The 23,520-nt window shown below is 42.2% G+C and carries 21 protein-coding genes, 1 tRNA gene, 1 rRNA gene and 1 other RNA gene; 12 read left to right on the forward strand and 12 right to left on the reverse strand.

Translation table 11 applies throughout. The features are described from left to right. Nucleotides 1–42 precede the first annotated feature (42 nt). From mrcB to DRF63_RS09990, 7 genes are all read right to left on the reverse strand, one after another. On the reverse strand, nucleotides 43–2,445 hold the full coding sequence (gene mrcB, locus DRF63_RS09960; protein WP_005599431.1) for a penicillin-binding protein 1B: 2,403 nt from the start codon (nucleotides 2,443–2,445) through the stop codon (nucleotides 43–45). A 78-nt stretch (nucleotides 2,446–2,523) separates the two neighbouring features. Continuing rightward, the gene (menB, locus tag DRF63_RS09965; protein ID WP_005599432.1) at nucleotides 2,524–3,381 is read right to left on the reverse strand and encodes a 1,4-dihydroxy-2-naphthoyl-CoA synthase; all 858 of its coding nucleotides are present in this window, start codon (nucleotides 3,379–3,381) and stop codon (nucleotides 2,524–2,526) included. Between the two features lie 134 nt (nucleotides 3,382–3,515). Next, entirely contained in the window at nucleotides 3,516–5,222 is a 1,707-nt protein-coding gene (locus DRF63_RS09970) for a RelA/SpoT family protein (RefSeq protein ID WP_005599433.1), read from the reverse strand. Nucleotides 5,223–5,317: 95 nt separating this feature from the next. Beyond that, entirely contained in the window at nucleotides 5,318–5,599 is a 282-nt protein-coding gene (rpoZ, locus tag DRF63_RS09975) for a DNA-directed RNA polymerase subunit omega (RefSeq protein WP_005599441.1), read from the reverse strand. Nucleotides 5,600–5,725: 126 nt separating this feature from the next. After that, nucleotides 5,726–7,807: an ATP-dependent DNA helicase RecG gene (gene recG / locus DRF63_RS09980; RefSeq protein ID WP_005599444.1), complete on the reverse strand. Its 2,082-nt coding sequence runs from the start codon at nucleotides 7,805–7,807 to the stop codon at nucleotides 5,726–5,728. A gap of 123 nt (nucleotides 7,808–7,930) precedes the next feature. Beyond that, the gene (locus DRF63_RS09985; RefSeq protein ID WP_005619039.1) at nucleotides 7,931–8,359 is read right to left on the reverse strand and encodes a type II toxin-antitoxin system VapC family toxin; all 429 of its coding nucleotides are present in this window, start codon (nucleotides 8,357–8,359) and stop codon (nucleotides 7,931–7,933) included. Then, complete coding sequence (locus DRF63_RS09990) at nucleotides 8,359–8,646, reverse strand: type II toxin-antitoxin system Phd/YefM family antitoxin (protein ID WP_005599447.1); 288 nt, start codon at nucleotides 8,644–8,646, stop codon at nucleotides 8,359–8,361. The genes DRF63_RS09985 and DRF63_RS09990 overlap by 1 nt, the downstream gene beginning before the upstream one ends. 205 nt (nucleotides 8,647–8,851) lie before the next feature. Here DRF63_RS09990 and proS point away from each other — a divergent pair, with 205 nt between their 5' ends. Continuing rightward, nucleotides 8,852–10,567 carry a proline--tRNA ligase gene (gene proS / locus DRF63_RS09995; protein WP_005599448.1) on the forward strand — a complete coding sequence of 572 codons (1,716 nt, stop codon included), beginning with the start codon at nucleotides 8,852–8,854 and terminating at the stop codon, nucleotides 10,565–10,567. Nucleotides 10,568–10,632: 65 nt separating this feature from the next. On the opposite strand, the gene DRF63_RS10000 is transcribed toward proS, so the two are convergent. Together DRF63_RS10000 and DRF63_RS10005 are read right to left on the reverse strand one after the other, a co-directional pair. Continuing rightward, nucleotides 10,633–10,821 carry an anti-sigma factor family protein gene (locus DRF63_RS10000; RefSeq protein ID WP_005602684.1) on the reverse strand — a complete coding sequence of 63 codons (189 nt, stop codon included), beginning with the start codon at nucleotides 10,819–10,821 and terminating at the stop codon, nucleotides 10,633–10,635. Nucleotides 10,822–10,823: 2 nt separating this feature from the next. Next, the gene (locus DRF63_RS10005) at nucleotides 10,824–11,405 is read right to left on the reverse strand and encodes a sigma-70 family RNA polymerase sigma factor (RefSeq protein WP_005599450.1); all 582 of its coding nucleotides are present in this window, start codon (nucleotides 11,403–11,405) and stop codon (nucleotides 10,824–10,826) included. 88 nt (nucleotides 11,406–11,493) lie between these two features. On the opposite strand from DRF63_RS10005, the gene msrP reads away from it, so the two are divergent. Further along, a complete protein-coding gene (msrP, locus tag DRF63_RS10010) occupies nucleotides 11,494–12,450 on the forward strand; it encodes a protein-methionine-sulfoxide reductase catalytic subunit MsrP (protein WP_005619040.1) in 957 nt (318 codons plus the stop codon). Then, entirely contained in the window at nucleotides 12,450–13,043 is a 594-nt protein-coding gene (locus tag DRF63_RS10015) for a protein-methionine-sulfoxide reductase heme-binding subunit MsrQ (protein ID WP_005599453.1), read from the forward strand. Before msrP ends, DRF63_RS10015 begins: the two co-directional genes overlap by 1 nt. A 110-nt stretch (nucleotides 13,044–13,153) precedes the next feature. Here the strand turns inward: DRF63_RS10015 and rpoH are convergent, their stop codons facing one another. Both rpoH and DRF63_RS10025 read right to left on the reverse strand, forming a co-directional pair. Next, on the reverse strand, nucleotides 13,154–14,104 hold the full coding sequence (gene rpoH, locus DRF63_RS10020; protein ID WP_005599455.1) for an RNA polymerase sigma factor RpoH: 951 nt from the start codon (nucleotides 14,102–14,104) through the stop codon (nucleotides 13,154–13,156). Between the two features lie 148 nt (nucleotides 14,105–14,252). Continuing rightward, entirely contained in the window at nucleotides 14,253–15,590 is a 1,338-nt protein-coding gene (locus DRF63_RS10025; protein ID WP_005599457.1) for an MFS transporter, read from the reverse strand. A 178-nt stretch (nucleotides 15,591–15,768) separates the two neighbouring features. Between DRF63_RS10025 and ssrA the strand changes: the two genes are divergently transcribed. The 3 genes from ssrA to DRF63_RS10040 all read left to right on the forward strand — a co-directional run bounded on the left by ssrA (nucleotide 15,769) and on the right by DRF63_RS10040 (nucleotide 17,147). Then, nucleotides 15,769–16,134: a transfer-messenger RNA gene (gene ssrA, locus DRF63_RS10030) on the forward strand. A gap of 30 nt (nucleotides 16,135–16,164) precedes the next feature. After that, a complete protein-coding gene (locus tag DRF63_RS10035) occupies nucleotides 16,165–16,677 on the forward strand; it encodes a hypothetical protein (protein ID WP_005599459.1) in 513 nt (170 codons plus the stop codon). A 2-nt stretch (nucleotides 16,678–16,679) separates the two neighbouring features. Then, nucleotides 16,680–17,147 (forward strand): type II toxin-antitoxin system YafO family toxin, encoded by a 468-nt coding sequence (locus DRF63_RS10040; RefSeq protein WP_043991925.1) that lies wholly within the window; start codon nucleotides 16,680–16,682, stop codon nucleotides 17,145–17,147. Between the two features lie 42 nt (nucleotides 17,148–17,189). Here the strand turns inward: DRF63_RS10040 and asnA are convergent, their stop codons facing one another. Next, entirely contained in the window at nucleotides 17,190–18,182 is a 993-nt protein-coding gene (gene asnA / locus DRF63_RS10045) for an aspartate--ammonia ligase (protein ID WP_005599461.1), read from the reverse strand. A 181-nt stretch (nucleotides 18,183–18,363) separates the two neighbouring features. Here asnA and asnC point away from each other — a divergent pair, with 181 nt between their 5' ends. The 6 genes from asnC to DRF63_RS10075 all read left to right on the forward strand — a co-directional run bounded on the left by asnC (nucleotide 18,364) and on the right by DRF63_RS10075 (nucleotide 23,348). Continuing rightward, complete coding sequence (asnC, locus tag DRF63_RS10050) at nucleotides 18,364–18,825, forward strand: transcriptional regulator AsnC (RefSeq protein WP_005599463.1); 462 nt, start codon at nucleotides 18,364–18,366, stop codon at nucleotides 18,823–18,825. 188 nt (nucleotides 18,826–19,013) lie between these two features. Further along, the gene (gene udp / locus DRF63_RS10055) at nucleotides 19,014–19,778 is read left to right on the forward strand and encodes a uridine phosphorylase (protein WP_005599465.1); all 765 of its coding nucleotides are present in this window, start codon (nucleotides 19,014–19,016) and stop codon (nucleotides 19,776–19,778) included. Nucleotides 19,779–19,841: 63 nt separating this feature from the next. Next, nucleotides 19,842–20,336: a chorismate--pyruvate lyase family protein gene (locus DRF63_RS10060; protein ID WP_005599467.1), complete on the forward strand. Its 495-nt coding sequence runs from the start codon at nucleotides 19,842–19,844 to the stop codon at nucleotides 20,334–20,336. Between the two features lie 71 nt (nucleotides 20,337–20,407). Beyond that, complete coding sequence (gene murI / locus DRF63_RS10065; protein WP_005599468.1) at nucleotides 20,408–21,211, forward strand: glutamate racemase; 804 nt, start codon at nucleotides 20,408–20,410, stop codon at nucleotides 21,209–21,211. 367 nt (nucleotides 21,212–21,578) lie between these two features. Further along, nucleotides 21,579–23,120: ribosomal RNA gene (locus DRF63_RS10070) — 16S ribosomal RNA — on the forward strand. A gap of 152 nt (nucleotides 23,121–23,272) precedes the next feature. Next, a tRNA-Glu gene (locus DRF63_RS10075) sits at nucleotides 23,273–23,348 on the forward strand. Nucleotides 23,349–23,520 lie beyond the last annotated feature (172 nt).

Genomic DNA, 23,520 nt, shown 5'->3' on the forward strand with positions numbered 1-23,520 from the left:
GATCCGCGTTTCGTAAAAATTTCACGTTTTTCGACCGCTTGCTTATTCGGTCGGTGCGACTTCTTCCGCCGGTAAGGCTTGTTGATCCGCAGCCACATCGGCTTTGGTATTTTCCGTTTTGGTTTTATCTAATGAAATCGCTTCCAATACGGTCGGTTTGGCGGCTTCGACCACATTACCGGCATTAGTACAGTAGTGCTGTCCCCGATCTCGCCACATTGGAATTTGACGGTTCGGATCGCAATTAATCGTACCGTAGCCATTGATGCCCACCCATTGCATACTTTTCGCTTTTGGCAATTTAAACGCGGTCGGTAAAGCACGTTCCAAATATTGTTTATACACGAACAATGCACCGCTGGAACCGGTTAAATTGGTATCGGTATTATTATCTTTCCCTAACCATACGGTGGTGACGTTTTCACCGTCCACTCCGACGAACCAAGTATCGCGCGCATTATTGGTCGTCCCAGTTTTTCCGGCTAAACGTAAATGAGCGAATTCGTTTTGTAAGCTGCGAGCCGTACCTCGTTCCACCACTTGTTGCATCGCATATAGCGTTTGAATCGTTGCCTCTTGCGGTAATACTTGGCGACTGGCTTCTTCGATATTGCGCTGGTAAAGCGGGCTACCGTCATGCGACATAATGGCTTCAATCGTCGTAAGCGGTGTTTTTAAACCGTTATTTGCCAATACTTGATAAGACTTGGTCACATCATACGGCGAAATAGAGTACGAACCGAGCAACATCGAAGGGTAAGCCGGAATATCCGCTTTGTCCCAACCCATTTCTTTTTGCTTCGCAATCACTTTCTTTAAGCCGACTTTCATACCGATATTCACGGTCGGAATATTTAACGAGCGCACTAACGCATCCATTAACATGACCGAACCGCTAAAGCGTTTATCATAGTTTTTCGGTGTCCAAGGCGGAGAGCCTTTGGTATAAATGGTGATCGGTTGGTTTTGGATCGGCGTATTTAAACGGAAATTCTTCGGATCCGAAAGCGCGATCGCATAAATCGAAGGTTTGACCAATGAACCGATTTGGCGTTTAGTCTGAATCGCACGGTTAAAACCGGCAAATTGGGTTAAACGGTCGCCGACAATCGCACGCACTTTACCAGTTTTATATTCCGCCACTACGATTGCGGATTGTAAATCTCTGATTTTACTATTCGACTCTTCCAGTTTTTCCAATCCGTTAATTACCGCCTGTTCCGCCGAACGCTGCTGCTTTCTGTCTAATGTCGTGAAAATCTTCGCACCGGAAAGCTGCGCATATTTGCTTTCGCCGAGTTCCGCTTTTAGATCAAGATTTAACGCTTGCATAAATGCCGGTTGTTGGCGGTAAATCGTGCCTTTTTCTTTTACGCCGAGCGGTTGTTTTACCAATAATTCATACTCCGGCTGGGTAATCGCTTGGTTTTCTAGTAATAATTTTAACACCACATTACGACGTTCAAGTGCGGCTTCCGGATGTCGCCACGGATTATAGAGCGAAGGTCCTTTCACCATACCGACCAATAACGCCATTTGTGACGGGGTGATTTCTTGAATCGGACGACCGAAATAGAATTGGCTTGCCAAGGCAAATCCGTGCACTTGATAGCTACCGTTTTGACCTAAATAAATCTCGTTTAAGTAAGTTTCAAGAATGCGGTTTTTATCGTAGCGAAAATCCAAAATGAGCGACATTAACGCTTCATTCACTTTACGCACGATGGTTTTTTCGCTGGTTAAAAACAGGTTTTTAACTAATTGTTGAGTAAGCGTACTCGCACCCTGTACCGTTCTGCCCGCCTGATAGTTTGCCATTAAGGCTCGCGCAATGCCTAGCGGGCTGATACCGTCGTGCTGATAGAAACGCTTATCTTCGGTTAGAATTAACGCTTGAATAAGGAAATACGGGTATTGCTGCAAACGTAACGCTTGGCGTTCTTCGTCATTATCCGAATGCAGCATTGCAATTAATTTCGGGTCGAGTCGAAACTCGTTAATTAATCGACGCTGAACTAAATCTTCGATATGCGTCAGTTTGTCGTTGTCAAAACGTAAACGCAAAATACGTTGTGCTTCCGGTGTTTCAGGAAACGGGAAAGCACGACGTAATAAAACAAGCGTATTGTTTTCAATTTTGAAATCGCCCGGCGTCGCAATTTGAGAAACCTGGCGATAACCGTTATCCAATAACACTTGTTTGATCGCTTCAAGCGATAATTTATCTTCAACGCTGACACTTTCAATCCGGCTATAAACTTCTGCAGGTAATTGCCAAACTTGCCCGTCCATTTTCGCTCGAATACGTCCGTCGAGATAAATCCCGTAGAATGCGGCAAAGCAAGCGCCGACAAGCCCTAATTTAAGGCAGGTCGGAATAAAAAACGGCTTTTTCTTTGACGGAGTTTCGTCTTGTTCCGGTGTTTGAGTTTGGTTGTTTGACATAAAATTATTTGCAAAAAAGTCAGCGAATCGGACCGCTTGTCAGCACCTCCCCGTTATAGGGGGAGGTAATAGAAGGCATTACGGATTACGTTTAAATTTACTGAAGTCAGGTTCACGTTTTTCATTGAATGCGTTACGACCTTCCTGACCTTCTTCCGTCATATAGAATAACATGGTTGCGTTGCCCGCTAATTCTTGCAGACCCGCTTGACCGTCACAGTCCGCATTTAACGCCGCTTTTAAGCAACGTAATGCGATCGGGCTGTTTTGTAACATTTCACGGCACCAACGCACGGTTTCTTTTTCAAGATCCGCATAAGGCACAACGGTATTCACTAAGCCCATATTTAATGCTTCTTGCGCATCGTACATACGGCATAAGAACCAAATTTCACGCGCTTTTTTCTGGCCGACGATACGCGCCATATAGCTTGCGCCCCAGCCGCCGTCAAATGAACCCACTTTCGGGCCGGTTTGACCGAATTTTGCGTTATCCGCCGCAATCGTTAAGTCACACATCATATGTAACACGTGACCACCGCCAACCGCATAGCCTGCCACCATTGCCACAACCGGTTTCGGACAAGTACGAATATCACGTTGGAACTGCAACACGTTTAAATGATGAACGCCGCTGTCGTCTTTATAACCGCCGTAGTCACCGCGAATTTTTTGGTCGCCGCCGGCACAGAATGCGTATTCGCCTTCACCGGTTAATACGATAACCCCGATTTTTTCGTCAAAGCGCGCATCGGCGAAAGCATGGATCATTTCTTTAACCGTTTGAGGACGGAAGGCGTTACGTACTTCAGGACGATTGATGGTAATTTTCGCAATACCGTCGGTTGATTTATGGTAACGAATGTCAGTGTAACCTTCGCTATGATCTACCCACGTAATCGGAGCATAAAGAAATTCTTCACTTGGATATAACATTGGAGTTCCTTTTTAATGTGTATAAAGTATAAAAAATTCGGGCAATTATAGCCGAATTGATAGGGATTCACGAGAAAATAAGCGGTCAAATTTTGTAAAAAATTTACAAAAATTCACCGCTTATGTTTAGGTTATTAGGCTTTCGTGACTCGAACGACACCGTTTACTTTGGTTAGCTTCTGAATCACCACGTAGAGGTGTGCATTATCCGTGACGGAAATACGCATTTTAACCTGATAATTGCCGGTACCGTTCGGGCGACTTTCCACCGTACCGATATTGCTGTTCATTGAGGCTATCGCATTGGTTAAACTTGCCAATACGCCCGGTTGGTCTTTAATTTCCAGTTCGATATCGACATCTAAATGATCCGGTTTTTCCGGCTCTTGTGATGTTTCATCGGCAATTTCAAGGTGTTTAAGTGCCGCACGAATTTTGGATTTGGCTCTGGAACTGACGGCGAAATTTAACCAAGACGGGCTTGGACGTTTACCTTGCTTGGTAATGATTTCAACGGTTTGACCGGATTGTAACGGTTGTGAAATCGGATACGGATTGCGATCGACAATCGCACCGACGCAACGATCACCGATATCGGAATGTACCGCATAGGCAAAATCGATAGCGGTCGCATTTGCCGGTAATTCGACAATACGTCCTTTCGGGGTAAATACGTAAATATCATCCGAGAAGAAATCGGATTTCACGTTTTCGATAAATTCATTCGAGTTGCCGGCACTTTGTTGCAGTTCGACGATGCTACGCAACCATTGTTGCGCTTTTTGCTGTACGCTGGTTGCGGTTGCTTGATCTTCGGTATAACGCCAATGTGCCGCCACGCCGAGTTCCGCCATTAAATCCATATCTTCGGTACGAATCTGTACTTCGATCGGCACGCCTTTATGCCCAATCATTGACGTGTGTAAAGATTGATAGCCGTTGGTTTTCGGTACGGCAATATAATCACGGATTTTATACGGACGCGGTTTATAGAGCGCGTGCATTTGCCCTAACGCACGGTAACAATGATCAACATTTCCCACCACCACTCTAAACGCATAAATGTCTAAAATGGAATGGAAATGCTGATCACGCTGACGCATTTTTTCATAGAGTGAGTAGAGGTGTTTTTCTCGACCGTAAACTCGACCTTGAATACCGGCTTCATCTAAACGTGATTGAATTTCGTGGGAAATAGTTGAAATAAGGTCTTGGCGAGTACCGCGCGCCATATCAATCGCCATACGTAACACACGATAACGATGAGGGTGCATCGCTTGGAAGCAAAGATCTTCCAATTCGTTTTTAAGATGTTCAATACCTAAGCGATGTGCTAACGGACTGTAAATCTCAAGGGTTTCTTTGGCAATACGGCGACGCTTATCCGGACGTAACGCACTCAACGTACGCATATTATGGGTACGGTCGGCCAACTTGATTAACACCACGCGAATATCTTTGGTCATCGCTAAAATCATTTTGCGGAAATTCTCGACTTGCGCTTCTTGGCGAGTACGGAATTTTAATTTATCCAGCTTGGAAACGCCTTGCACGATTTCCGCTACGCTCGAACCGAATTCGGCGGCAAGCTGCTCTTCCGTGTAAGGCGTATCTTCAATCACATCGTGCAACAATGCAGCCATGACCGCCTCATGGTCGAGTTTCATTTCCGCAATAATGGATGCCACTGCTACCGGATGCGTTATGTAAGGCTCCCCGCTTGAGCGAGTTTGCCCCTCGTGCGCATCACGCGCAATCACAAAGGCACGTTTTACCAGCTCGATTTTATCAGCAGGTAAATAGCCTTGAATAATGCTATCTAACGGTTGAAAAAGATACACGGTACACCTCAACATAATTAAAAATGGATAATTGACAATAGATAGTACTACTATTTATTTTCAATTATCCATCTAAATTTTGAATAAAATTGATCTTAAGCGTTAGCTTGTACGTCTGCTAGGAAAGAGATCGCTTCTTGTTCGGCAACTTCTTGTTGGATAGCGTCGTTATTTTCCAATTGATCCATGATCTGACCGTTGATTAAACCTTTTTCGATTTCACGTAATGCGATAACCGTCGGTTTATCGTTTTCTTCAGGCACAAGCGGTTCACGAGCGTGAAGTTGTAATTGTCTTGCGCGGCGTGCTGCGGTTAAAATTAAGTCGAAACGGTTGCCGATTTTATCTGCTGCTTCTTGTACGGTTACACGAGCCATTTTGTTACTCCAGAGTTTTTGCGAATTTCGTTTATAAAAAGACAAGAGATTATACAGAAATTCGTATCTGCTTACAATGCAAGCGGTTTAATTTGCAAAAAATTCAGCAAATCAGACCGCTTGCGATTAGGCGTTGCTGTATTCGGTACGCTCGCCCAGCCAGCGGCGAATCAGTGCTTCGGCAAGCGGTGGATTTTGCTGAATAATTTGCTTGGCATAGTTTTGTACTAATGGAATCATTTTGCGATCTCGCATTAAATTCGCCACTTTAAATTCCGCCATACCGGTTTGTTTGGTACCGAGAATTTCACCCGTGCCGCGAATTTCTAAATCTTTTTCGGCAATATAGAAACCGTCTTGGCTGTCACGTAACACTTGTAAGCGTTTACTCGAGATTTTGCCGAGCGGCGGTTTATACAGCAACACGCAATGGGAAGCGGTTGCACCACGTCCGACACGTCCACGTAATTGATGGAGTTGAGCAAGCCCTAAACGTTCGGAGTTTTCGATAATCATTAGGCTTGCATTCGGCACATCAACCCCCACTTCAATCACTGTGGTGGCAACCAATAAATCGATATTCGCCGCTTTAAATTCCGCCATAATTTCTTGCTTTTCTTGCGGCTTCATTCGTCCGTGTACCAAGCCGATGCGTAAATCCGGTAAGGCTCGTTGTAAATCTTCGGCAATCGCCGCCGCAGCTTGTGCTTCCAAGACTTCCGATTCATCAATTAGGGTACAAACCCAATAGGCTTGGCGTTTTTCGTTTTTGCAGGCGGCATACACACGACGCACAATTTCATCTCGTCTGTCTTCCGAAATCGCCACGGTAGTAATCGGCGTTCGCCCCGGTGGTAGCTCGTCAATAATAGAGGTATCCAGATCGGCATAGACCGTCATTGCTAAGGTACGAGGAATTGGCGTAGCAGTCATAATTAGCTGGTGCGGATAAATACCGTCTTTCGCCCCTTTTTCACGTAGGGTTAAGCGTTGGTGTACACCAAAACGGTGTTGTTCATCAATAATCACTAATGCGAGGTTATGAAACTCGACGCTTTCTTGGAAGAGGGCGTGCGTGCCGATAATCATCTGCACTTCGCCGTTTTTAATCGCTTCCAGTTGTGCGGTGCGAGCTTTGCCTTTGACTTTACCGGCAAGCCAGCCGACTTCAATACCGAACGGGCGTAGCCAGTTTGCAAAGTTATTGGCGTGCTGCTCGGCAAGGATTTCGGTCGGTGCCATTAATGCCACTTGTTTGCCGTTATCAATCGCAAGCAGGGCGGCAAGCGCAGCAACTAAAGTTTTGCCCGATCCGACATCGCCTTGTACTAATCGCATCATTGGTGAGGATTTGGCTAAATCTTGCTCGATATCCGCTGTCACCCGGCTTTGGGCGTTGGTCGGTTTAAACGGCAAGCTCGCCAAAAAGCGACTTTTGAGATCGGTTTGATAACATAGCGGTGTAGCAGTAAGCTGATTGACTCCGACTCGTACTTGCTGCATTGCTAAGTTGTGCGCCAGTAATTCTTCAAAAATCAGCCGTTTTTGTGCCGGATGCTCACCTTTTTCCAACTGTTCGGCAGAAATATCCGGCGGCGGGCGGTGTAATAATTGCAACGCTTCTTTTAAGCTGTATTTATGCGGATTGTATTCGTCCGGCAACAGTTCACCGACTTTGATTTTATCTAATAACGCTAATGCTTGCTCGGTGAGCTTACGTAACGAATTTTGCTTTAAACCTTCTGTTGTGGAGTAAATCGGCGTTAACGTTTCGGCAAGTTCAAGCGGTTGATTATTGCGAATAATTTGATATTCGGGGTGATGAATTTCCGCCATAAAACGTCCGCGTTTGATTTCGCCAAAAGCTTTTACACGTGTGCCGGCAGTCAGGCTGTTTTTCATCCCCGCATTAAAATTAAAGAATTTCAGCGTAATTTTACTGGTGCCGTCAGAAAGCACGGTGGATAAAATCGGACGGCGACCGAATTGTACTTCGGTAACTTGCACGATACCTTCGATGGTAGAAAAACTTTCCGGACGCACATCGATAATCGGCGTAATTCGGGTGCGATCTTCATAGCGATAAGGCAAATGAAATAATAGATCTTGTACGTTATTAATGCCGATTCGGCTAAGTTTTTCCGCAATCGCCGCACCCACCCCGGAAAGGGCGGTAAGTGGCACACCGTCTAGTAATTGTTCGCTCATAGTAAAATTTTGATTAAATCCGACCGCTTGTTTTCGATTGGGCTAATATAACAAATACTGTTTTTATGTACAAATCAAGCGGTCGGATTTCTTTAAAAAATTACCAAGGTATGGGTGGGAGGATTAATTCGGTTCGAAAGGATTAAATAAACGTATATCGCAACGGTTGAAGTCTTTCAAATTACGAGTAACAAGCACTAAATTATGATATTTAGCGGTTGCGGCAATATAAGCATCGTTTAAATCCATTTTATTTGGAATGTGGTATTCAGAAGCCAGTAACGCAATTTCATTATTTATAGAAAAGGATTTAGCTTGATAAACGCTTAATACATTATGGGTAAACCAATGATTTAACCGCTCGGCTTGAATAGGATCTTTACGAGCTTTGAGTAAAATCCCCGTTTTTATTTCGGAAAGCGTGATACAGCTAATATTCGTCTGACTCGGTTTAATCGTTGCTAACCATTGTCGTACATTGGTATCCATTCTATTGCTTCCTAGCTTATAAAGCTCGGAAATGATGTTGGTATCAAAAAGATATTGAAACATTATTCATCTCCAAAATCTATTTGTTCGGATTTATTACTTTTGCGAATTTTTGTTAATGTCTGTTCAAAATCTTGCCAAAACTCATCGCTAACCGATTCATCCGTAGATGAGGCAAATAGTTCTTCAAAGCTAGGCTCAACCGTTGTGTGCTGTTTGTAATCAACATAATTGGAGACAACGCTGACAATTTTTCCCCATTTAGTGATAAAAACCGGTTCTTTTTCTGCCATTTTCAGCACTTTACTGGCGTGTTGATTAAATTCTCGAGAGGTAATAGTAATTGGCATAACGTACTCCAGTGTAGTGAAAAATTGAATGTATTTTAGTAAATGTAGGGAGAATTACAAGTAAGTTGATTGAATATGATTTTCTATATTAAGCGGTCGGATTTAAGAAATTTTTTGCAAATTGCAAAATTCTGTGAAAATTCGACCGCTTTTGTTTTAAAATAGATCCCATTTTTCGATATTTAAAATAAAAATAGGAATAACAATGCGTACAAGTCAGTATTTATTTTCGACCCTTAAAGAAACGCCGAATGATGCACAGGTGGTGAGCCATCAATTAATGTTGCGTGCCGGTATGATTCGTCCGATGGCTTCAGGTTTATATAACTGGTTGCCAACCGGGATCAAAGTGTTGAAAAAAGTAGAAAATATCATTCGTGAAGAGATGAACAAAGGTGGTGCTATCGAGGTGTTAATGCCTGTGGTGCAACCGGCGGAATTATGGCAAGAATCAGGACGTTGGAACGATTACGGTGCGGAATTATTGCGTTTTGTTGATCGTGGCAGCCGTGATTTCGTGTTAGGCCCGACTCACGAAGAAGTAATCACCGACTTAGTTCGCCGTGAAGTGTCGTCTTACAAACAACTTCCGTTAAATTTATACCAAATCCAAACTAAATTCCGTGATGAAGTGCGTCCACGTTTCGGTGTGATGCGTTCACGTGAGTTTGTGATGAAGGATGCGTATTCTTTCCATGTGGACAAAGCGTCATTACAAGAAACTTATGATGTGATGTACCAAGTGTACAGCAATATTTTCACTCGTCTTGGTTTAGATTTCCGTGCGGTACAGGCGGATACCGGTTCAATTGGTGGTTCGGCTTCACACGAATTCCAAGTGTTAGCGTCAAGCGGTGAAGATGATGTAGTGTTCTCAACCGAATCGGATTTCGCAGCGAATATCGAATTAGCGGAAGCCGTTGCGGTGGGCGAACGTCAAGCACCGACGGCAGAAATGCAGTTAGTCGATACGCCGAATGCAAAAACAATTAACGAATTAGTCGAGCAATTCAATTTACCGATTGAAAAAACGGTAAAAACGTTAATCGTAAAAGGCGCAACCGAAGAACAACCGCTTGTAGCGTTAGTGTTGCGTGGCGACCACGAGTTAAACGAAATCAAAGCACAAAAACATCCGTTAGTTGCTGATCCGTTTGAATTTGCAGATGAAGCGGAAATTAAAGCGAAAATCGGTGCGGGTGTGGGTTCACTTGGCGTAATTAATCTGAATATTCCGGCGATTATCGACCGTTCAGTAGCAGTTATGTCAGATTTCGGTTGTGGTGCGAATATTGACGGTAAACATTATTTCAATGTGAACTGGGAACGTGATGCGGCAATGCCGGAAGTGGCGGACTTACGTAACGTAGTGGAAGGCGACCCAAGCCCGGACGGTAAAGGCGTGCTACAAATTAAACGTGGTATTGAAGTGGGTCATATTTTCCAACTTGGTACAAAATATTCAGAAGCGATGAAAGCGACCGTGCAAGGCGAGGACGGTAAACCGCTCGTGATGACAATGGGGTGCTATGGTATCGGTGTAACACGTGTGGTTGCCGCAGCAATCGAACAGCATCACGATGAGCGTGGTATTATTTGGCCATCAGATGAAATCGCCCCATTCACCGTTGCAATCGTGCCGATGAATATGCACAAATCGGAAAGCGTACAACAATTCTCGGAAGAATTGTATCGCACCTTAAAAGCACAAGGCGTTGATGTAATTTTCGATGATCGTAAAGAACGTCCGGGTGTGATGTTTGCCGATATGGAATTAATCGGTGTACCGCATATGGTGGTTATCGGTGAGAAAAATCTCGCAAACGGTGAAATTGAATACAAAAACCGTCGTACCGGTGAGAAACAAATGATTGCTAAAGATCAGCTTTTAGCTTTCTTAAAAGAAAATGTGAAAGCATAATTCGCAAAAAATAGATGAAAAAAGACCGCTTGCCTTAAAACAAGCGGTCGTTTTTCATAGGAATGTTACTTCAAATTAGTTTTATCTTGTTGGCAGTATTCGTGCAGCATTTGGCGCAATTTATCATTATTTTGTTTAAAATGACGGCATTTAGGGCAAAGCCATAAATGCACTTGAAGCCGGACACTTTCTTTAACTTTCAGTTTTTGTTCGCAGCTAAGTGAAATTAATTCTGAGGCATGCTCACAATTCATTATTATTTTTCTCCTTCAAACCAATTTTTGGCTAAACAAGCCTGTAGCCGTAGCCTAGCTCTATGCAAAATAACGTGTAAATTAGCGGTGCTAATATCACATTCCAAGCAAATTTGTTCGCTTCCCATATCTAAATGTTCGCGCATCATAAAAACACGTGCCTGTTGTGCGGGTAGTTTATTTAAACAAATGTCGAAGATCGCCCAAAATTCTTTCTTATAAGTAATTTGCCCGACATCTTCCCATTCTTTAGGTTCATAAGTATCGGACGACCAATATCCAGTGTGATCGAAAAATTGATTGGGACTTTCTTCTTCAATTAAGTCCGAAACATTAACCGTTCGTTTTCGATATTTAATTAAATCGATAATTTTGTTTTTTAAAATAGCAAAAATCCAAGTTTTTAATGCCGCTTGTCCTCGGAAAGAGTGGGCATTTTTATAGGCACTGGCAAGCGATTCTTGAACGACGTCTTCGGCTAAATCGGGATCTTTTAATTGTAGCGTAGCGAATTTAACCATTTGTAAACGAATTTCTTCGATTCGTTGCGGTGTAATGGAGCTTAATTGTTCAATCTTTGACATTATTTTTCCTTTATATTAAAAAAATTTATTTTTATGTAATTATTTTTATATTTCTAAGTCAAAGGATTATACATTAAAGGAGATGATTATGAACAGATTTACTCGTTATGACGTTACCCCTGAAGCTATTTTCAATCAACGTCGTCAAATTATTAAGGCTATGGGACTCGGTGCGGCGGCTCTGAGTTTACCGAATATCGGCTTTGCCGCAGAGAAATCCGACCAGTTAAAAGCACTTAATTTTAAAGACGCTCCGAAGGGTGATTTCTTACTCACTCCGGAAAATAAAGTCACCGGTTATAACAATTTCTATGAATTCGGCGTAGATAAAGCGTCCCCCGCTAAATTTGCAAAAGATTTTAAAACGGATCCGTGGTCGTTGGAAATTGCCGGTGAGGTAGAGAATCCTTTTGTGCTTAATCACGCACAATTATTCAATACCTTTCCGTTAGAGGAGCGTATTTATCGCTTCCGTTGTGTCGAAGCATGGTCGATGGTAATTCCATGGGTCGGTTTTGAGTTGGCTCGTTTGGTCGAAATGGCGAAGCCTACTTCTAAAGCGAAGTTTGTTATATTCCATACGTTACATGATCCGGAGCAAATGCCGGGGCAGAAAAATAAATTCTTCGGCGGCGGTATCGATTATCCGTATGTAGAGGCATTAACCATCGAAGAAGCAATGAATCCGCTTACCTTACTGTCGGTCGGTCTATACGGAAAAATGCTACCGCCGCAAAACGGTGCGCCGATTCGTTTGGTAGTACCGTGGAAATACGGCTTCAAAAGTATTAAGTCCATTGTGAAAATTACTTTCTCGGAAACTCGCCCTCGTACCACTTGGGAAAAATTGGCTCCGCATGAATACGGTTTTTACGCTAATGTGAATCCTAACGTGGATCATCCTCGTTGGTCACAGGCATCCGAACGTGTTATCGGTAGCGGCGGATTACTTGCGGTAAAACGTCAAGATACATTGATGTTTAACGGCTATGAGAAGGAAGTCGCTCACCTTTATAAAGGTCTGGACTTAAAGGTAAACTTCTAATGTTATCTATATTAAGAACAATTATTCATTTGGCTTGTGTTGTGCCGTTGGTTTGGGTCGGCTTCGTTTTATCCAGCGACGACCCGGAAATACTCGGAGCCGATCCGAGTAAAGATTTAATTCACTTTTTGGGTTACACCGCCATTATTATTTTCTGTGTAATGTTTTTATTGGGTATTTTGCTCCAAATATTGAATAAAAACCAATATCAGATTTTACGCCGTCCGCTCGGACTATGGGCATTTTTGTGGGCATTACTGCATGTATGCGGTTATTTAGTGTTAGAACTTGGTTTGGATTTTTCTTTATTTTTAAGTGAAGTCGTCCAACGACCTTATCTTATCCTAGGTGCGATTGCATTTGTTATTCTATTGGCAATGTCCGTAACGTCTATTCCGTTTATTAAACAGGCATTAGGTAAAAAATGGTTTAGCGTGCACCAATTCGCTTACGTTGCGATTGTGGCGGCCGCCGTTCATTATTATTGGTCTGTAAAAGGTTTGACTCTAGGACCTATTACCATCGGGATAATGGTTGCGGTTATTGTCGGTTGGAAATATGCAGGAAATCGGTTGTTAGCTTATCTGAAGTGATAGGATTAATTGCCCGATAAAAGAATTTATTTAGTCAGCATAAAAAATAAGCGGTCATTTTTACTAAAAATTCGGTAAAAATGACCGCTTATTATTTTTTCAAAATCAAGCTATTCAAAGGTTATCGCATCTTTGATTTTCTTCAATGCCGCATTTTCCAATTGGCGAACGCGCTCGGCGGAAATACCGTATTTTTCCGCCAGATCTTGTAAAGTCGCTTTTTCTTCATCCAACCAACGAGTTTTAATAATATCTTGGCTACGTTCGTCCAGTGTTGCTAAGGCATAAGCTAATTGAGCGGTAGCTTGTCCGTTGTATTGCTCGTCTTCCAAGTCATCGGCAAAGTTAGAGCTGTTATCTTCCAAATACATTGACGGCGTATAAACTTCGTCATCGTCTTCGCCGACCGGCAAATCAAAACCGAGATCTTGCCCGGTCATACGGGATTCCATTTCTCGCACTTCTTCGAGCGAAACACCCAAATCTTCGGCGACTTTTTGGATTTCTTCCTCGTTGAACCAAGCCAAGCGGTTTTTATTTTTGCGCAGATTGAAAAAGAGTTTACGCTGCGCTTTGGTCGTAGCGACTTTCACGATACGCCAGTTTTTTAATACGTATTCGTGAATTTCCGCTTTCACCCAGTGTACCGCAAAAGATACCAAGCGCACGCCGACATTCGGGTCAAACCGTTTTACCGCTTTCATTAAGCCGATATTACCTTCTTGAATTAAGTCGGCAAGCGGTAAACCGTATCCCAAATAACCTCTGGCGATATGAATCACAAAACGCATATGCGATAGAATTAGCTGTTTTGCCGCCTCAACATCTTCATCATAGTAATAGCGTTCCGCCAATTCCTTTTCTTGTTCGGCGGTGAGAATCGGATATTGATTCGCCATACGAATATAGCTGTCGAGATTACCTTGCGGCACCGGCATTCCGCCCTGTACCAAAGCAGGGTGCATTGCCTCAGTCGGCTGATTATCGCTTTCCGTCACTTCTATTTCGTCCGGCTCGATAATTTCCGCATCTTCAATCTCATGTTCATCGAATTTTTTCATGCTATCTCTCCGGCTAATTATTTAATTTACATTATAACAGCGTTAGAACTTTCTCGTCTGTTTTTCTTACGAGCAGATTAGATTCAAATAAAAAAACCGAGTTCAAATATAGTCACTCGGCTTTTTTTAGATTTATAAAAATAGGAATTTAGGCTTTTATCGTTTTCTCTTCGTGTTTAGCCAATATTAAGTAACCGACGGCAGAAAATGCGGAAAGCGCGGCAATGACTACATAAGACCAGAACCAACCGAAGTTATCCGCCATAATCGGCATAATCCAGTTTGCGCCCATATTACCGATTAAGTAAGCGGTGACACCGACAAAGCCGATTGCGGTACCGGCAACATTTAGCGGGACGAAGTTAATGGTTAAAATATTTACGATTAATTGCGGACCATAAATTAAAGCTCCTAAAATACCGCAAATTACCAGTAATAACGGATAGTTAGGCGCACCGCTTGCGGTAACATATTCATAAGCGAATACGATACCCGCCATAATGAATAATCCGATTGCACCCATTTTTGCCATTTTATTCGGATATTTAACCGCTAACCATGCGAATACTAATGAACCCGGAATCGCGACCCATTCAAGAATCGAGATTGCCATATGGGATTCCGCATCGCCCATTTTCGCCACTTCATGTAAATAAATCGGCATCCAGTCCTCAATGCCGAAGCGAACGAAGTATAGTGCGACGTTTACTGCCGCAACCAATAGTAGTGCGGGGTTGAGGAATACATATTTACCGATAAGTTGCCAATAACCTAAATTATGTTTTTCTTCTTCGGAAGCGACATTAGATTCGCCTGCATCGCCATACATCGTACGGAGTGAATCCAATCCTTCTTTTTCCGGCGCATCGCCACCGAATTTCCAACAAAATACCGCAAATAATAAAACTAAAACGGCAGGTACTAAGAATGCCATCAATACATTACCGGTTGAAGGCACGATAAAACCCATCGTCGTCATCATTGCAATCATCATCGGTAATAACGCAGACCCCATATTTTGTGAAATATTCCAACCTGCGATAGCCGCCCCGCGGGTTTTGTTCGGGTAATAATTTGCAATCATATTTTGTGATGCCGGAGCCAGTGCTCCTTGCACCACACCGCAAAGTACCAGTAAAACGGCAAGAGTGAGGATCGAAGTATGGTAGAAACCGATCGTAATACAAATCACGGCGCTTGCCCCTAAACAGATCGCAAACAATTTACGTAAATCGACACGATCGCCCAATGCGCCCATATAAAATTTTGCCAAGCCGTAAGAAATGGTTAAACAGGAAAGTAACATCGCAATATCCGCTTTTTCCCAACCGTTGGTCACCATAATGGATTTAGACATCAATTTGAAATTGTTACGGACTAAATAAGCGCAGACATAGCCGAGAAACGCTACGATAAAGATCATTTTTTGGCGTTTTAGAAAAGTCGCAAATTTTTCCGGCTCTTTTTGTTGATAGGCGAAAGTCATCGTGGACTCCTTTAATAAGAAAGTGGAAGATTTGTTCGAATTACAATCAATCGAAGTTTATTTGTCAAAATAAAAAAATGAAATCTTTGAACTACTCCACAAATTAATTGAGCAAGCGGTTAAATTTACAAATTTTTTTGCAAAACCAACCGCTTTCCATTAGAATTATAAGACTTTTGGGGCTGATTCTGGATTCGACGGGATTAGCGAAGTCCAAGGTGCACGTCGAGGTGCGGTAGGCCTCGTAAACAAACCGCAAAAAAATAGTCGCAAACGACGAACAATACGCTTTAGCAGCTTAATAACCTGCTCATAGCCTTATCGCCTCAGCTTCCGCTCGTAAGACGAGGGCAACGATAAGTCACCCAAAACGAGATCGTGTGGACGCCGCCGTTTGAGGATCGAAACACTAAATTGAATCAAACTAGCTTATTTCTTGCGTGTCTGTCCGCTGGAGGTAAGTGAAATTAAAGACCAGACTAAACGTGTAGTGCTGAAGATGGAGTAATTTCGGACGGGGGTTCAAATCCCCCCAGCTCCACCAAATTTGTATACTTTTAATAGGTTATTTAAAATGAAATTCCACCAAAAACTAAATAGAACTGCCAAAACTGCAGTGGCTATTGCACTTAGTAGTTTTGGTGTATTAGGTATGTCTTCATTAGATAATGTCACTCAATCTATTGAAAATATAAGAATATTATCCTCTCAAAAAAATAATATTAATTTTGTTTTCTTAAACGTTAAAGAATTATCGAAAGAGATAGAAAATATTAGCCAAGCGATTAATGCTAATTTAGATAAAGTTAATATAAAAGAATTTAATCATTTAGTATTAATTAATCAACTTATCAATTTTTCATTTTATATGTTGAAAAATGAATATAAAACGCAAATCCTCTCTAACTCTGAATATAAATTAAGTTTTAGATATTTTTCTAACGCCAAAAATAACTTTGAGAATTCTTTACAACGTATCAAAGGAAATATTAATGGTGTTGATGTTGTAACCATAAAAGATATTTCTTTATCTGATACTCAAGTAAATGAATTAATGCAGGCTCTCGCTATAAATAGAGAGAGTTAAGAATGTCAGCAATTGTATCTATTCATCCAAACATACTACATCTTCCTTATCTAGATAAAATAGCCATCGGTTTAGCTTTGTATCATGATACGGGAAAATATCCCGATTTTTTAAGACATGCTGGTGGATTCGAAGAAAATCCTCGAGCCAAAGATAGCCAACTACATAAAATACATATCGCTTTATATGCTAAAGATTGGAATCTAAGCACATGGCGAAATCGAAATGGATATAATAGATGCTGTGATAATTTTATTATTTATGTTCGGCATTTTTTTGAAGATAATTATTTCTGTATTTTAGATATTCTTACTCCCGATGCTCATAAAACAGTAAATACTAGGCTAGCAACATATATTGATATGGCTGAAGGTTTTCACTCTCTATCTCAACATGAATTAGATCAATTAACTGCTTATAATGCAAATAACATTGGAATTACTAAAACTATCAAATTAACCCCTCCATAAGAAAAGAGCCGAATACACTGGCAATCAGCTCTTAATTTTTAGTTACAGAATATGTTTATATTTTTCTAACATTTCTTTCGGCCATACGCTTGATTGTACTTCACCGATATGGGTTTTACGAAGTAAGAACATCACTAAACGGGATTGACCGATACCGCCGCCGATTGATAGCGGTAAGCGACCCGCTAATAAATCTTTGTGCCAATCCATTTCTAAACGATCTTGGTCGCCGGTTAATTCAACTTGTAAACGAAGCGCTTTTTCATCAACACGGATACCCATTGATGAAAGCTCAAATGCTGTACCAAGTTGTTCATTCCATACTAAAATATCACCGTTTAAACCTTTGTAACCGTTTTCAGATTCGGTTGTCCAGTCATCGTAGTCCGGTGCGCGACCATCATGTGGTTTGCCGTCGGACAATTTACCGCCGATACCGATTAAGAATACCGCACCGTGTTCTTTACAGATCGCGTTTTCACGTTCTTTGCCGGTCATATTCGGATAACGTTGTACTAATTCTTCACTGTGTACGAAGGTAATTTGTTTCGGTAGGATTGACGGAATATCAAAACGTGCTTCCACGGCTAATTCGGTTAAACGAATCGCTTTATAAATTTCATTTACGGTTTCTTTTAAGAAATCAAAGTTACGACGGCCTTCAGGAATCACTTTTTCCCAGTCCCATTGGTCCACATACACAGAGTGAGTCGGGTCAAGAGAATCTTCGTCCGGACGTAATGCTTTCATATGTACGAATAAGCCTTCGCCTTCTTTAAAACCGAAACGAGCTAAAGTGTGACGTTTCCATTTTGCGAGTGAGTGCACCACTTCAAATGTTGCACCCGGAATACATTTTACATTGACTTGAACCGCTTTTTCGATACCGGAAAGATTATCTTGCATACCGTTACCCACTTGGCTGAGGATAGGACCTTGCACCTCAATAATGCCTAATTTATCAATTAAATATTGGGTAAAGGTGCTTTTCACAAAGCTGATTTCTTGTTGCTGTAAAATGAATGTCTTTTTCATTATCTTATTCCTTATAAATAGAGTAATTTGTTCTCATGATTCGTTGAGATGAATGTAATTTAATATAATTCGTAAAAAATGCAATATTCATCAAATAAAAATCTTTTTCTATTGGATTTTATCTAATTTTTTGTGTTAAATTTTATGTAATCATTAATAAATCGAAAATGGAGTATGAATTTTGCACACAAAATATCAAATTGACCGGTTAGATCAGCTTATTTTACGTGCATTGGTAGAAGATGCTCGTACGCCTTATGCGGAAATGGCGAAGAATTTCGGTGTAAGTGCGGGAACCATTCATGTTCGAGTGGAAAAAATGCGTCAATCGGGAATTATCGAAGGGACTAAAATCCGTATTAATGAGCGTAAACTCGGCTATGACGTTTGTTGCTTTATCGGCATTATTTTGAAATCGGCGAAAGATTACGAAAAAGTGATTGCCAAATTGAATGAGTTTGAAGAAGTGGTCGAGGCTTACTATACCACGGGAAATTATTCGATTTTTATTAAGGTAATGACACATACGATTGAGGAATTACATCGTGTATTGGCGACAAAAATTCAGCTGATTGATGAAATTCAATCTACCGAAACCTTAATTTCGATGCAAAACCCGATTTTAAGAGGGATCAAGCCTTAGCCTAGCGTCGATATTGTAAAAAATAACGGAAATTTGACCGTTTGTGAGCAAAAAACGCAAACGTTTTCATTTGATCCGCTTCACAAATTTGCAAATTTTTTATTAAAAACAATCGCTTATCTTGAGCTTTCGTGATTGAATAGCGTTAAGTTTTATATTTTATTAGTGTCCAAATAAAGGAGATACGTATGTCCGAAGTATTCCATTTAGGTTTAACTAAAGCCATGTTAAAAGGGGCAAAAGTAGCAATTGTTCCCGGTGATCCGGCTCGTAGTGAGCGTATTGCCCAAAAAATGCAGAATCCTGAATTTCTCGTTTCAACCCGTGAATTTACCTCTTGGTTAGGTTATGTCGGCGGAGAGCCGATTGTTGTGTGTTCAACTGGTATCGGCGGTCCGTCAGTATCAATTTGTGTGGAAGAATTGGCTCAACTCGGTGTACGTACGTTCTTACGTATCGGTACGACCGGTGCGATCCAACCGCATATTAATGTGGGTGAGGTACTGGTTACGACCGGTGCGGTTCGCTTAGACGGCGCAAGTCGTCACTTTGCACCGTTAGAATATCCGGCGGTAGCAAACTTCGAATGTACCAATGAGCTTTATGCCGCAGCTAAAAATCAGGGGGTAACGCCTTATGTCGGTATTACCGCCTCATCCGATACTTTCTATCCGGGGCAAGAACGTTACGATACGTATAGCGGTAAAGTCTATCGCCATTTCCAAGGTTCGCTAAAACAATGGCAAGAGCTTAACGTAATGAACTTTGAAATGGAGTCTGCGACATTGTTTACTATGTGTTCCGCACTTGGTTTACGTGCCGGTATGGTTTCAGGCGTAATTGTAAATCGTACGCAACAAGAGATTCCGAATGAAGCGACAATTCACGCAACCGAACAAACAGCAATTGCGGTGGCGGTTGAAGCGGCGGGAAAACTGGCTAAATCGGCTTAATGGATTAAAGTTCACAACAAGCGGTCGGATTGTTAAAATACTTTGCAATCTCACCGCTTTTTTATGTTTATGTTACGACAATATCGCCGAATCTTAGCGCAAAATCATTGGTGTTCGGAACAAGAACCGCTTAGTAAAGCTCAACAAGAATGGCTTCTACATCAAGGATCGCTAACGCAAAAATTATTACAAGTTACGCAGTATTTCAATGTTGAAATTACCCAACAAAAATGGATTGCAAAAGTTTCTGAAAAAATGACCGCTTGTCGTTCGGATTTTTGGTTGCGAGAAGTCTTACTTAAAGAAAAAGATCAACCGTGGATTTTTGCTCAAACCGTCGCACCGCGAGAAACGGTGGAACATGTCGCGCAAGATCTCCCGAAGCTAGGTGATCAACCCATCGGCTTATGGCTTTTCCCTCAGACACCGAAACGGATTTCGCTTGAATGGCAATGTGATGCGCATAGCGGAATGTATATGCGCAGAGCCTGTTATTTATTAAAAGGCTATCCGTTAGAAATCTCCGAATTGTTCTTGGCGGATTTTCCTTATTTATAAAAAATAGAGAGCTTGAATCGCCTAAAATAAGAGAGTAGCATTCCGACTAATCTTTTATTTATTTCTATAATATGAAACCGACAATCCTTTTATATGATTCGGGAATGGGCGGGCTAACCATTTATGATGCGATACGCCAAACTTTACCGAATGCCCATTATCTCTATTGTTTCGATAATGCTTACTTTCCTTACTCCGAGCGTTCTGAAAACGTCCTAATCGAACAAGCGATCAAAATTGTGCAAAAAATTGCAGAAAAATACCCGCTTGATATGGTCGTTGTCGCCTGTAATACGGCAAGTACCGTTGTATTACCGGCGTTAAGAGAAAAATTTGCCTTCCCGATTGTCGGAACCGTACCGGCAATCAAACCGGCTGCGGCAATTTCGCAAACGAAAACCATCGGATTACTGGCAACAAAAGGGACGGTGGAACGACCTTATGTGGCGGAACTTATCGAAAAGTATGCGAAAGATTGTATTGTTGAAAAGATTGGGACTACTACACTAGTCGAATTGGTAGAAGAAAAGATCCGAACCGGAAATGTTGATCAAGATCGATTGAGTAAAGTAGTCGCCGAGTGGCAAACGCATCCTACATTAGATACGGTGATTTTAGGTTGTACTCATTTCCCGCTTGTGAAACAAGAATTACAGCAATTATTGCCGAAAGTGAAGTTCTTTATTGATCCGGGTAACGGTATCGCTAACAGGGTGGCTACGCTACTCAGTGAGTTCTCATTAGAGAACTCGGCGCAAAATAAGGAAAATATCGCCTTTTGCACGAAAATGGATGAAGAGTTCTCTAAAAGAGAAATAATTATGCAACAATGGGGCTTCAAGCGGTTAGAATTATTAAATTTATCGCAAAAATAAAATTCTTTATAATCAAATAGTTAGTGTTTTCGATTGCGTAAAAGTGGCGAAAAACACAACATTCGATAAAAAAATATGAAAAAAGAACTTGCAAGGAATTTAGATTTCTCTATAATGCATCCCACACAACAGACGCACTGTTGTGAACGAGAAGTAAATGCAGTGCGTCGTTCTTTTTTGTTCTTTAACAACTTATCAGACAATCTGTGTGGGCACTTGTTGATTGACTTGATTTAAAAAATATTTTTAATTTTGAAGTCTTAATAAGTGCTTAAACTAGAAATTCATATTTTTCAGTTTTCTTAACGTTGAGTTAGGAAAGCGAAGTGAACTTAGCTAAGCAGAATATTGAGCGATTAAACTTTTTGAATTGAAGAGTTTGATCATGGCTCAGATTGAACGCTGGCGGCAGGCTTAACACATGCAAGTCGAACGGTAACGGGAAGGGAGCTTGCTTTCTTTGCCGACGAGTGGCGGACGGGTGAGTAATGCTTGGGAATCTGGCTTATGGAGGGGGATAACTACGGGAAACTGTAGCTAATACCGCGTAATATCTATGGATTAAAGGGTGGGACTTTCGGGCCACCTGCCATAAGATGAGCCCAAGTGGGATTAGGTAGTTGGTTAGGTAAAGGCTGACCAAGCCGACGATCTCTAGCTGGTCTGAGAGGATGACCAGCCACACTGGAACTGAGACACGGTCCAGACTCCTACGGGAGGCAGCAGTGGGGAATATTGCACAATGGGGGGAACCCTGATGCAGCCATGCCGCGTGAATGAAGAAGGCCTTCGGGTTGTAAAGTTCTTTCGGTAGCGAGGAAGGTATCAAATTTAATAGATTTGGTAATTGACGTTAACTACAGAAGAAGCACCGGCTAACTCCGTGCCAGCAGCCGCGGTAATACGGAGGGTGCGAGCGTTAATCGGAATAACTGGGCGTAAAGGGCACGCAGGCGGTTGATTAAGTGAGATGTGAAAGCCCCGGGCTTAACCTGGGAATTGCATTTCATACTGGTCAACTAGAGTACTTTAGGGAGGGGTAGAATTCCACGTGTAGCGGTGAAATGCGTAGAGATGTGGAGGAATACCGAAGGCGAAGGCAGCCCCTTGGGAATGTACTGACGCTCATGTGCGAAAGCGTGGGGAGCAAACAGGATTAGATACCCTGGTAGTCCACGCTGTAAACGCTGTCGATTTGGGGATTGGGCTTTAAGTCTGGTGCCCGAAGCTAACGTGATAAATCGACCGCCTGGGGAGTACGGCCGCAAGGTTAAAACTCAAATGAATTGACGGGGGCCCGCACAAGCGGTGGAGCATGTGGTTTAATTCGATGCAACGCGAAGAACCTTACCTACTCTTGACATCCATGGAATCTTATAGAGATACGAGAGTGCCTTCGGGAACCATGAGACAGGTGCTGCATGGCTGTCGTCAGCTCGTGTTGTGAAATGTTGGGTTAAGTCCCGCAACGAGCGCAACCCTTATCCTTTGTTGCCAGCGATTAGGTCGGGAACTCAAAGGAGACTGCCGGTGATAAACCGGAGGAAGGTGGGGATGACGTCAAGTCATCATGGCCCTTACGAGTAGGGCTACACACGTGCTACAATGGCGTATACAGAGGGAAGCAAGATGGCGACATGGAGCAAATCTCACAAAGTACGTCTAAGTCCGGATTGGAGTCTGCAACTCGACTCCATGAAGTCGGAATCGCTAGTAATCGCAAATCAGAATGTTGCGGTGAATACGTTCCCGGGCCTTGTACACACCGCCCGTCACACCATGGGAGTGGGTTGTACCAGAAGTAGATAGCTTAACCGAAAGGGGGGCGTTTACCACGGTATGATTCATGACTGGGGTGAAGTCGTAACAAGGTAACCGTAGGGGAACCTGCGGTTGGATCACCTCCTTACCAGAAATTGAGCGACTGCAAGTGTTCACACAGATTGTTTGATGAATGAATGAGCGTTTAGGTTAAACGAGTCGGAAAGCGATTGAAAAACGGCACGATTTAACGTAAAATATTGCGCTCAAATGGCAAAGCGGAGAGCATCTTTAAATGTTGTCCCCATCGTCTAGAGGCCTAGGACATCGCCCTTTCACGGCGGTAACCGGGGTTCGAATCCCCGTGGGGACGCCATTTAAAGATGACTTTTGTTGTCTGAATTGTTCTTTAAAAAATTGGAAACAAGCTGAAAACTGAGAGATTTTCGAAAGAAAGTCTGAGTAGTAAAAGATAAGTAATTATCTTGAAAATCTTAGCTGAACAAAAGCAGCTAAGTGTTTAGTTGAATAAAGTATCGCGTTGAATG

This window comes from Actinobacillus pleuropneumoniae (assembly GCF_003290385.1).
In the GTDB taxonomy this organism is placed as follows: Bacteria; Pseudomonadota; Gammaproteobacteria; order Enterobacterales; family Pasteurellaceae; genus Actinobacillus; species Actinobacillus lignieresii.

What these genes read in the sequence shown, in the direction of transcription:
- mrcB (WP_005599431.1), bottom strand. Translation starts at nt 2,445, where the DNA reads ATGTCAAACAACCAAACTCAAACACCGGAACAAGACGAAACTCCGTCA.
- menB (WP_005599432.1), bottom strand. Translation starts at nt 3,381, where the DNA reads ATGTTATATCCAAGTGAAGAATTTCTTTATGCTCCGATTACGTGGGTA.
- rpoZ (WP_005599441.1), bottom strand. Translation starts at nt 5,599, where the DNA reads ATGGCTCGTGTAACCGTACAAGAAGCAGCAGATAAAATCGGCAACCGT.
- recG (WP_005599444.1), bottom strand. Translation starts at nt 7,807, where the DNA reads ATGAGCGAACAATTACTAGACGGTGTGCCACTTACCGCCCTTTCCGGG.
- DRF63_RS09985 (WP_005619039.1), bottom strand. Translation starts at nt 8,359, where the DNA reads ATGTTTCAATATCTTTTTGATACCAACATCATTTCCGAGCTTTATAAG.
- DRF63_RS09990 (WP_005599447.1), bottom strand. Translation starts at nt 8,646, where the DNA reads ATGCCAATTACTATTACCTCTCGAGAATTTAATCAACACGCCAGTAAA.
- proS (WP_005599448.1), top strand. Translation starts at nt 8,852, where the DNA reads ATGCGTACAAGTCAGTATTTATTTTCGACCCTTAAAGAAACGCCGAAT.
- DRF63_RS10000 (WP_005602684.1), bottom strand. Translation starts at nt 10,821, where the DNA reads ATGAATTGTGAGCATGCCTCAGAATTAATTTCACTTAGCTGCGAACAA.
- DRF63_RS10005 (WP_005599450.1), bottom strand. Translation starts at nt 11,405, where the DNA reads ATGTCAAAGATTGAACAATTAAGCTCCATTACACCGCAACGAATCGAA.
- msrP (WP_005619040.1), top strand. Translation starts at nt 11,494, where the DNA reads ATGAACAGATTTACTCGTTATGACGTTACCCCTGAAGCTATTTTCAAT.
- DRF63_RS10015 (WP_005599453.1), top strand. Translation starts at nt 12,450, where the DNA reads ATGTTATCTATATTAAGAACAATTATTCATTTGGCTTGTGTTGTGCCG.
- rpoH (WP_005599455.1), bottom strand. Translation starts at nt 14,104, where the DNA reads ATGAAAAAATTCGATGAACATGAGATTGAAGATGCGGAAATTATCGAG.
- DRF63_RS10025 (WP_005599457.1), bottom strand. Translation starts at nt 15,590, where the DNA reads ATGACTTTCGCCTATCAACAAAAAGAGCCGGAAAAATTTGCGACTTTT.
- DRF63_RS10035 (WP_005599459.1), top strand. Translation starts at nt 16,165, where the DNA reads ATGAAATTCCACCAAAAACTAAATAGAACTGCCAAAACTGCAGTGGCT.
- DRF63_RS10040 (WP_043991925.1), top strand. Translation starts at nt 16,680, where the DNA reads ATGTCAGCAATTGTATCTATTCATCCAAACATACTACATCTTCCTTAT.
- asnA (WP_005599461.1), bottom strand. Translation starts at nt 18,182, where the DNA reads ATGAAAAAGACATTCATTTTACAGCAACAAGAAATCAGCTTTGTGAAA.
- udp (WP_005599465.1), top strand. Translation starts at nt 19,014, where the DNA reads ATGTCCGAAGTATTCCATTTAGGTTTAACTAAAGCCATGTTAAAAGGG.
- DRF63_RS10060 (WP_005599467.1), top strand. Translation starts at nt 19,842, where the DNA reads ATGTTTATGTTACGACAATATCGCCGAATCTTAGCGCAAAATCATTGG.
- murI (WP_005599468.1), top strand. Translation starts at nt 20,408, where the DNA reads ATGAAACCGACAATCCTTTTATATGATTCGGGAATGGGCGGGCTAACC.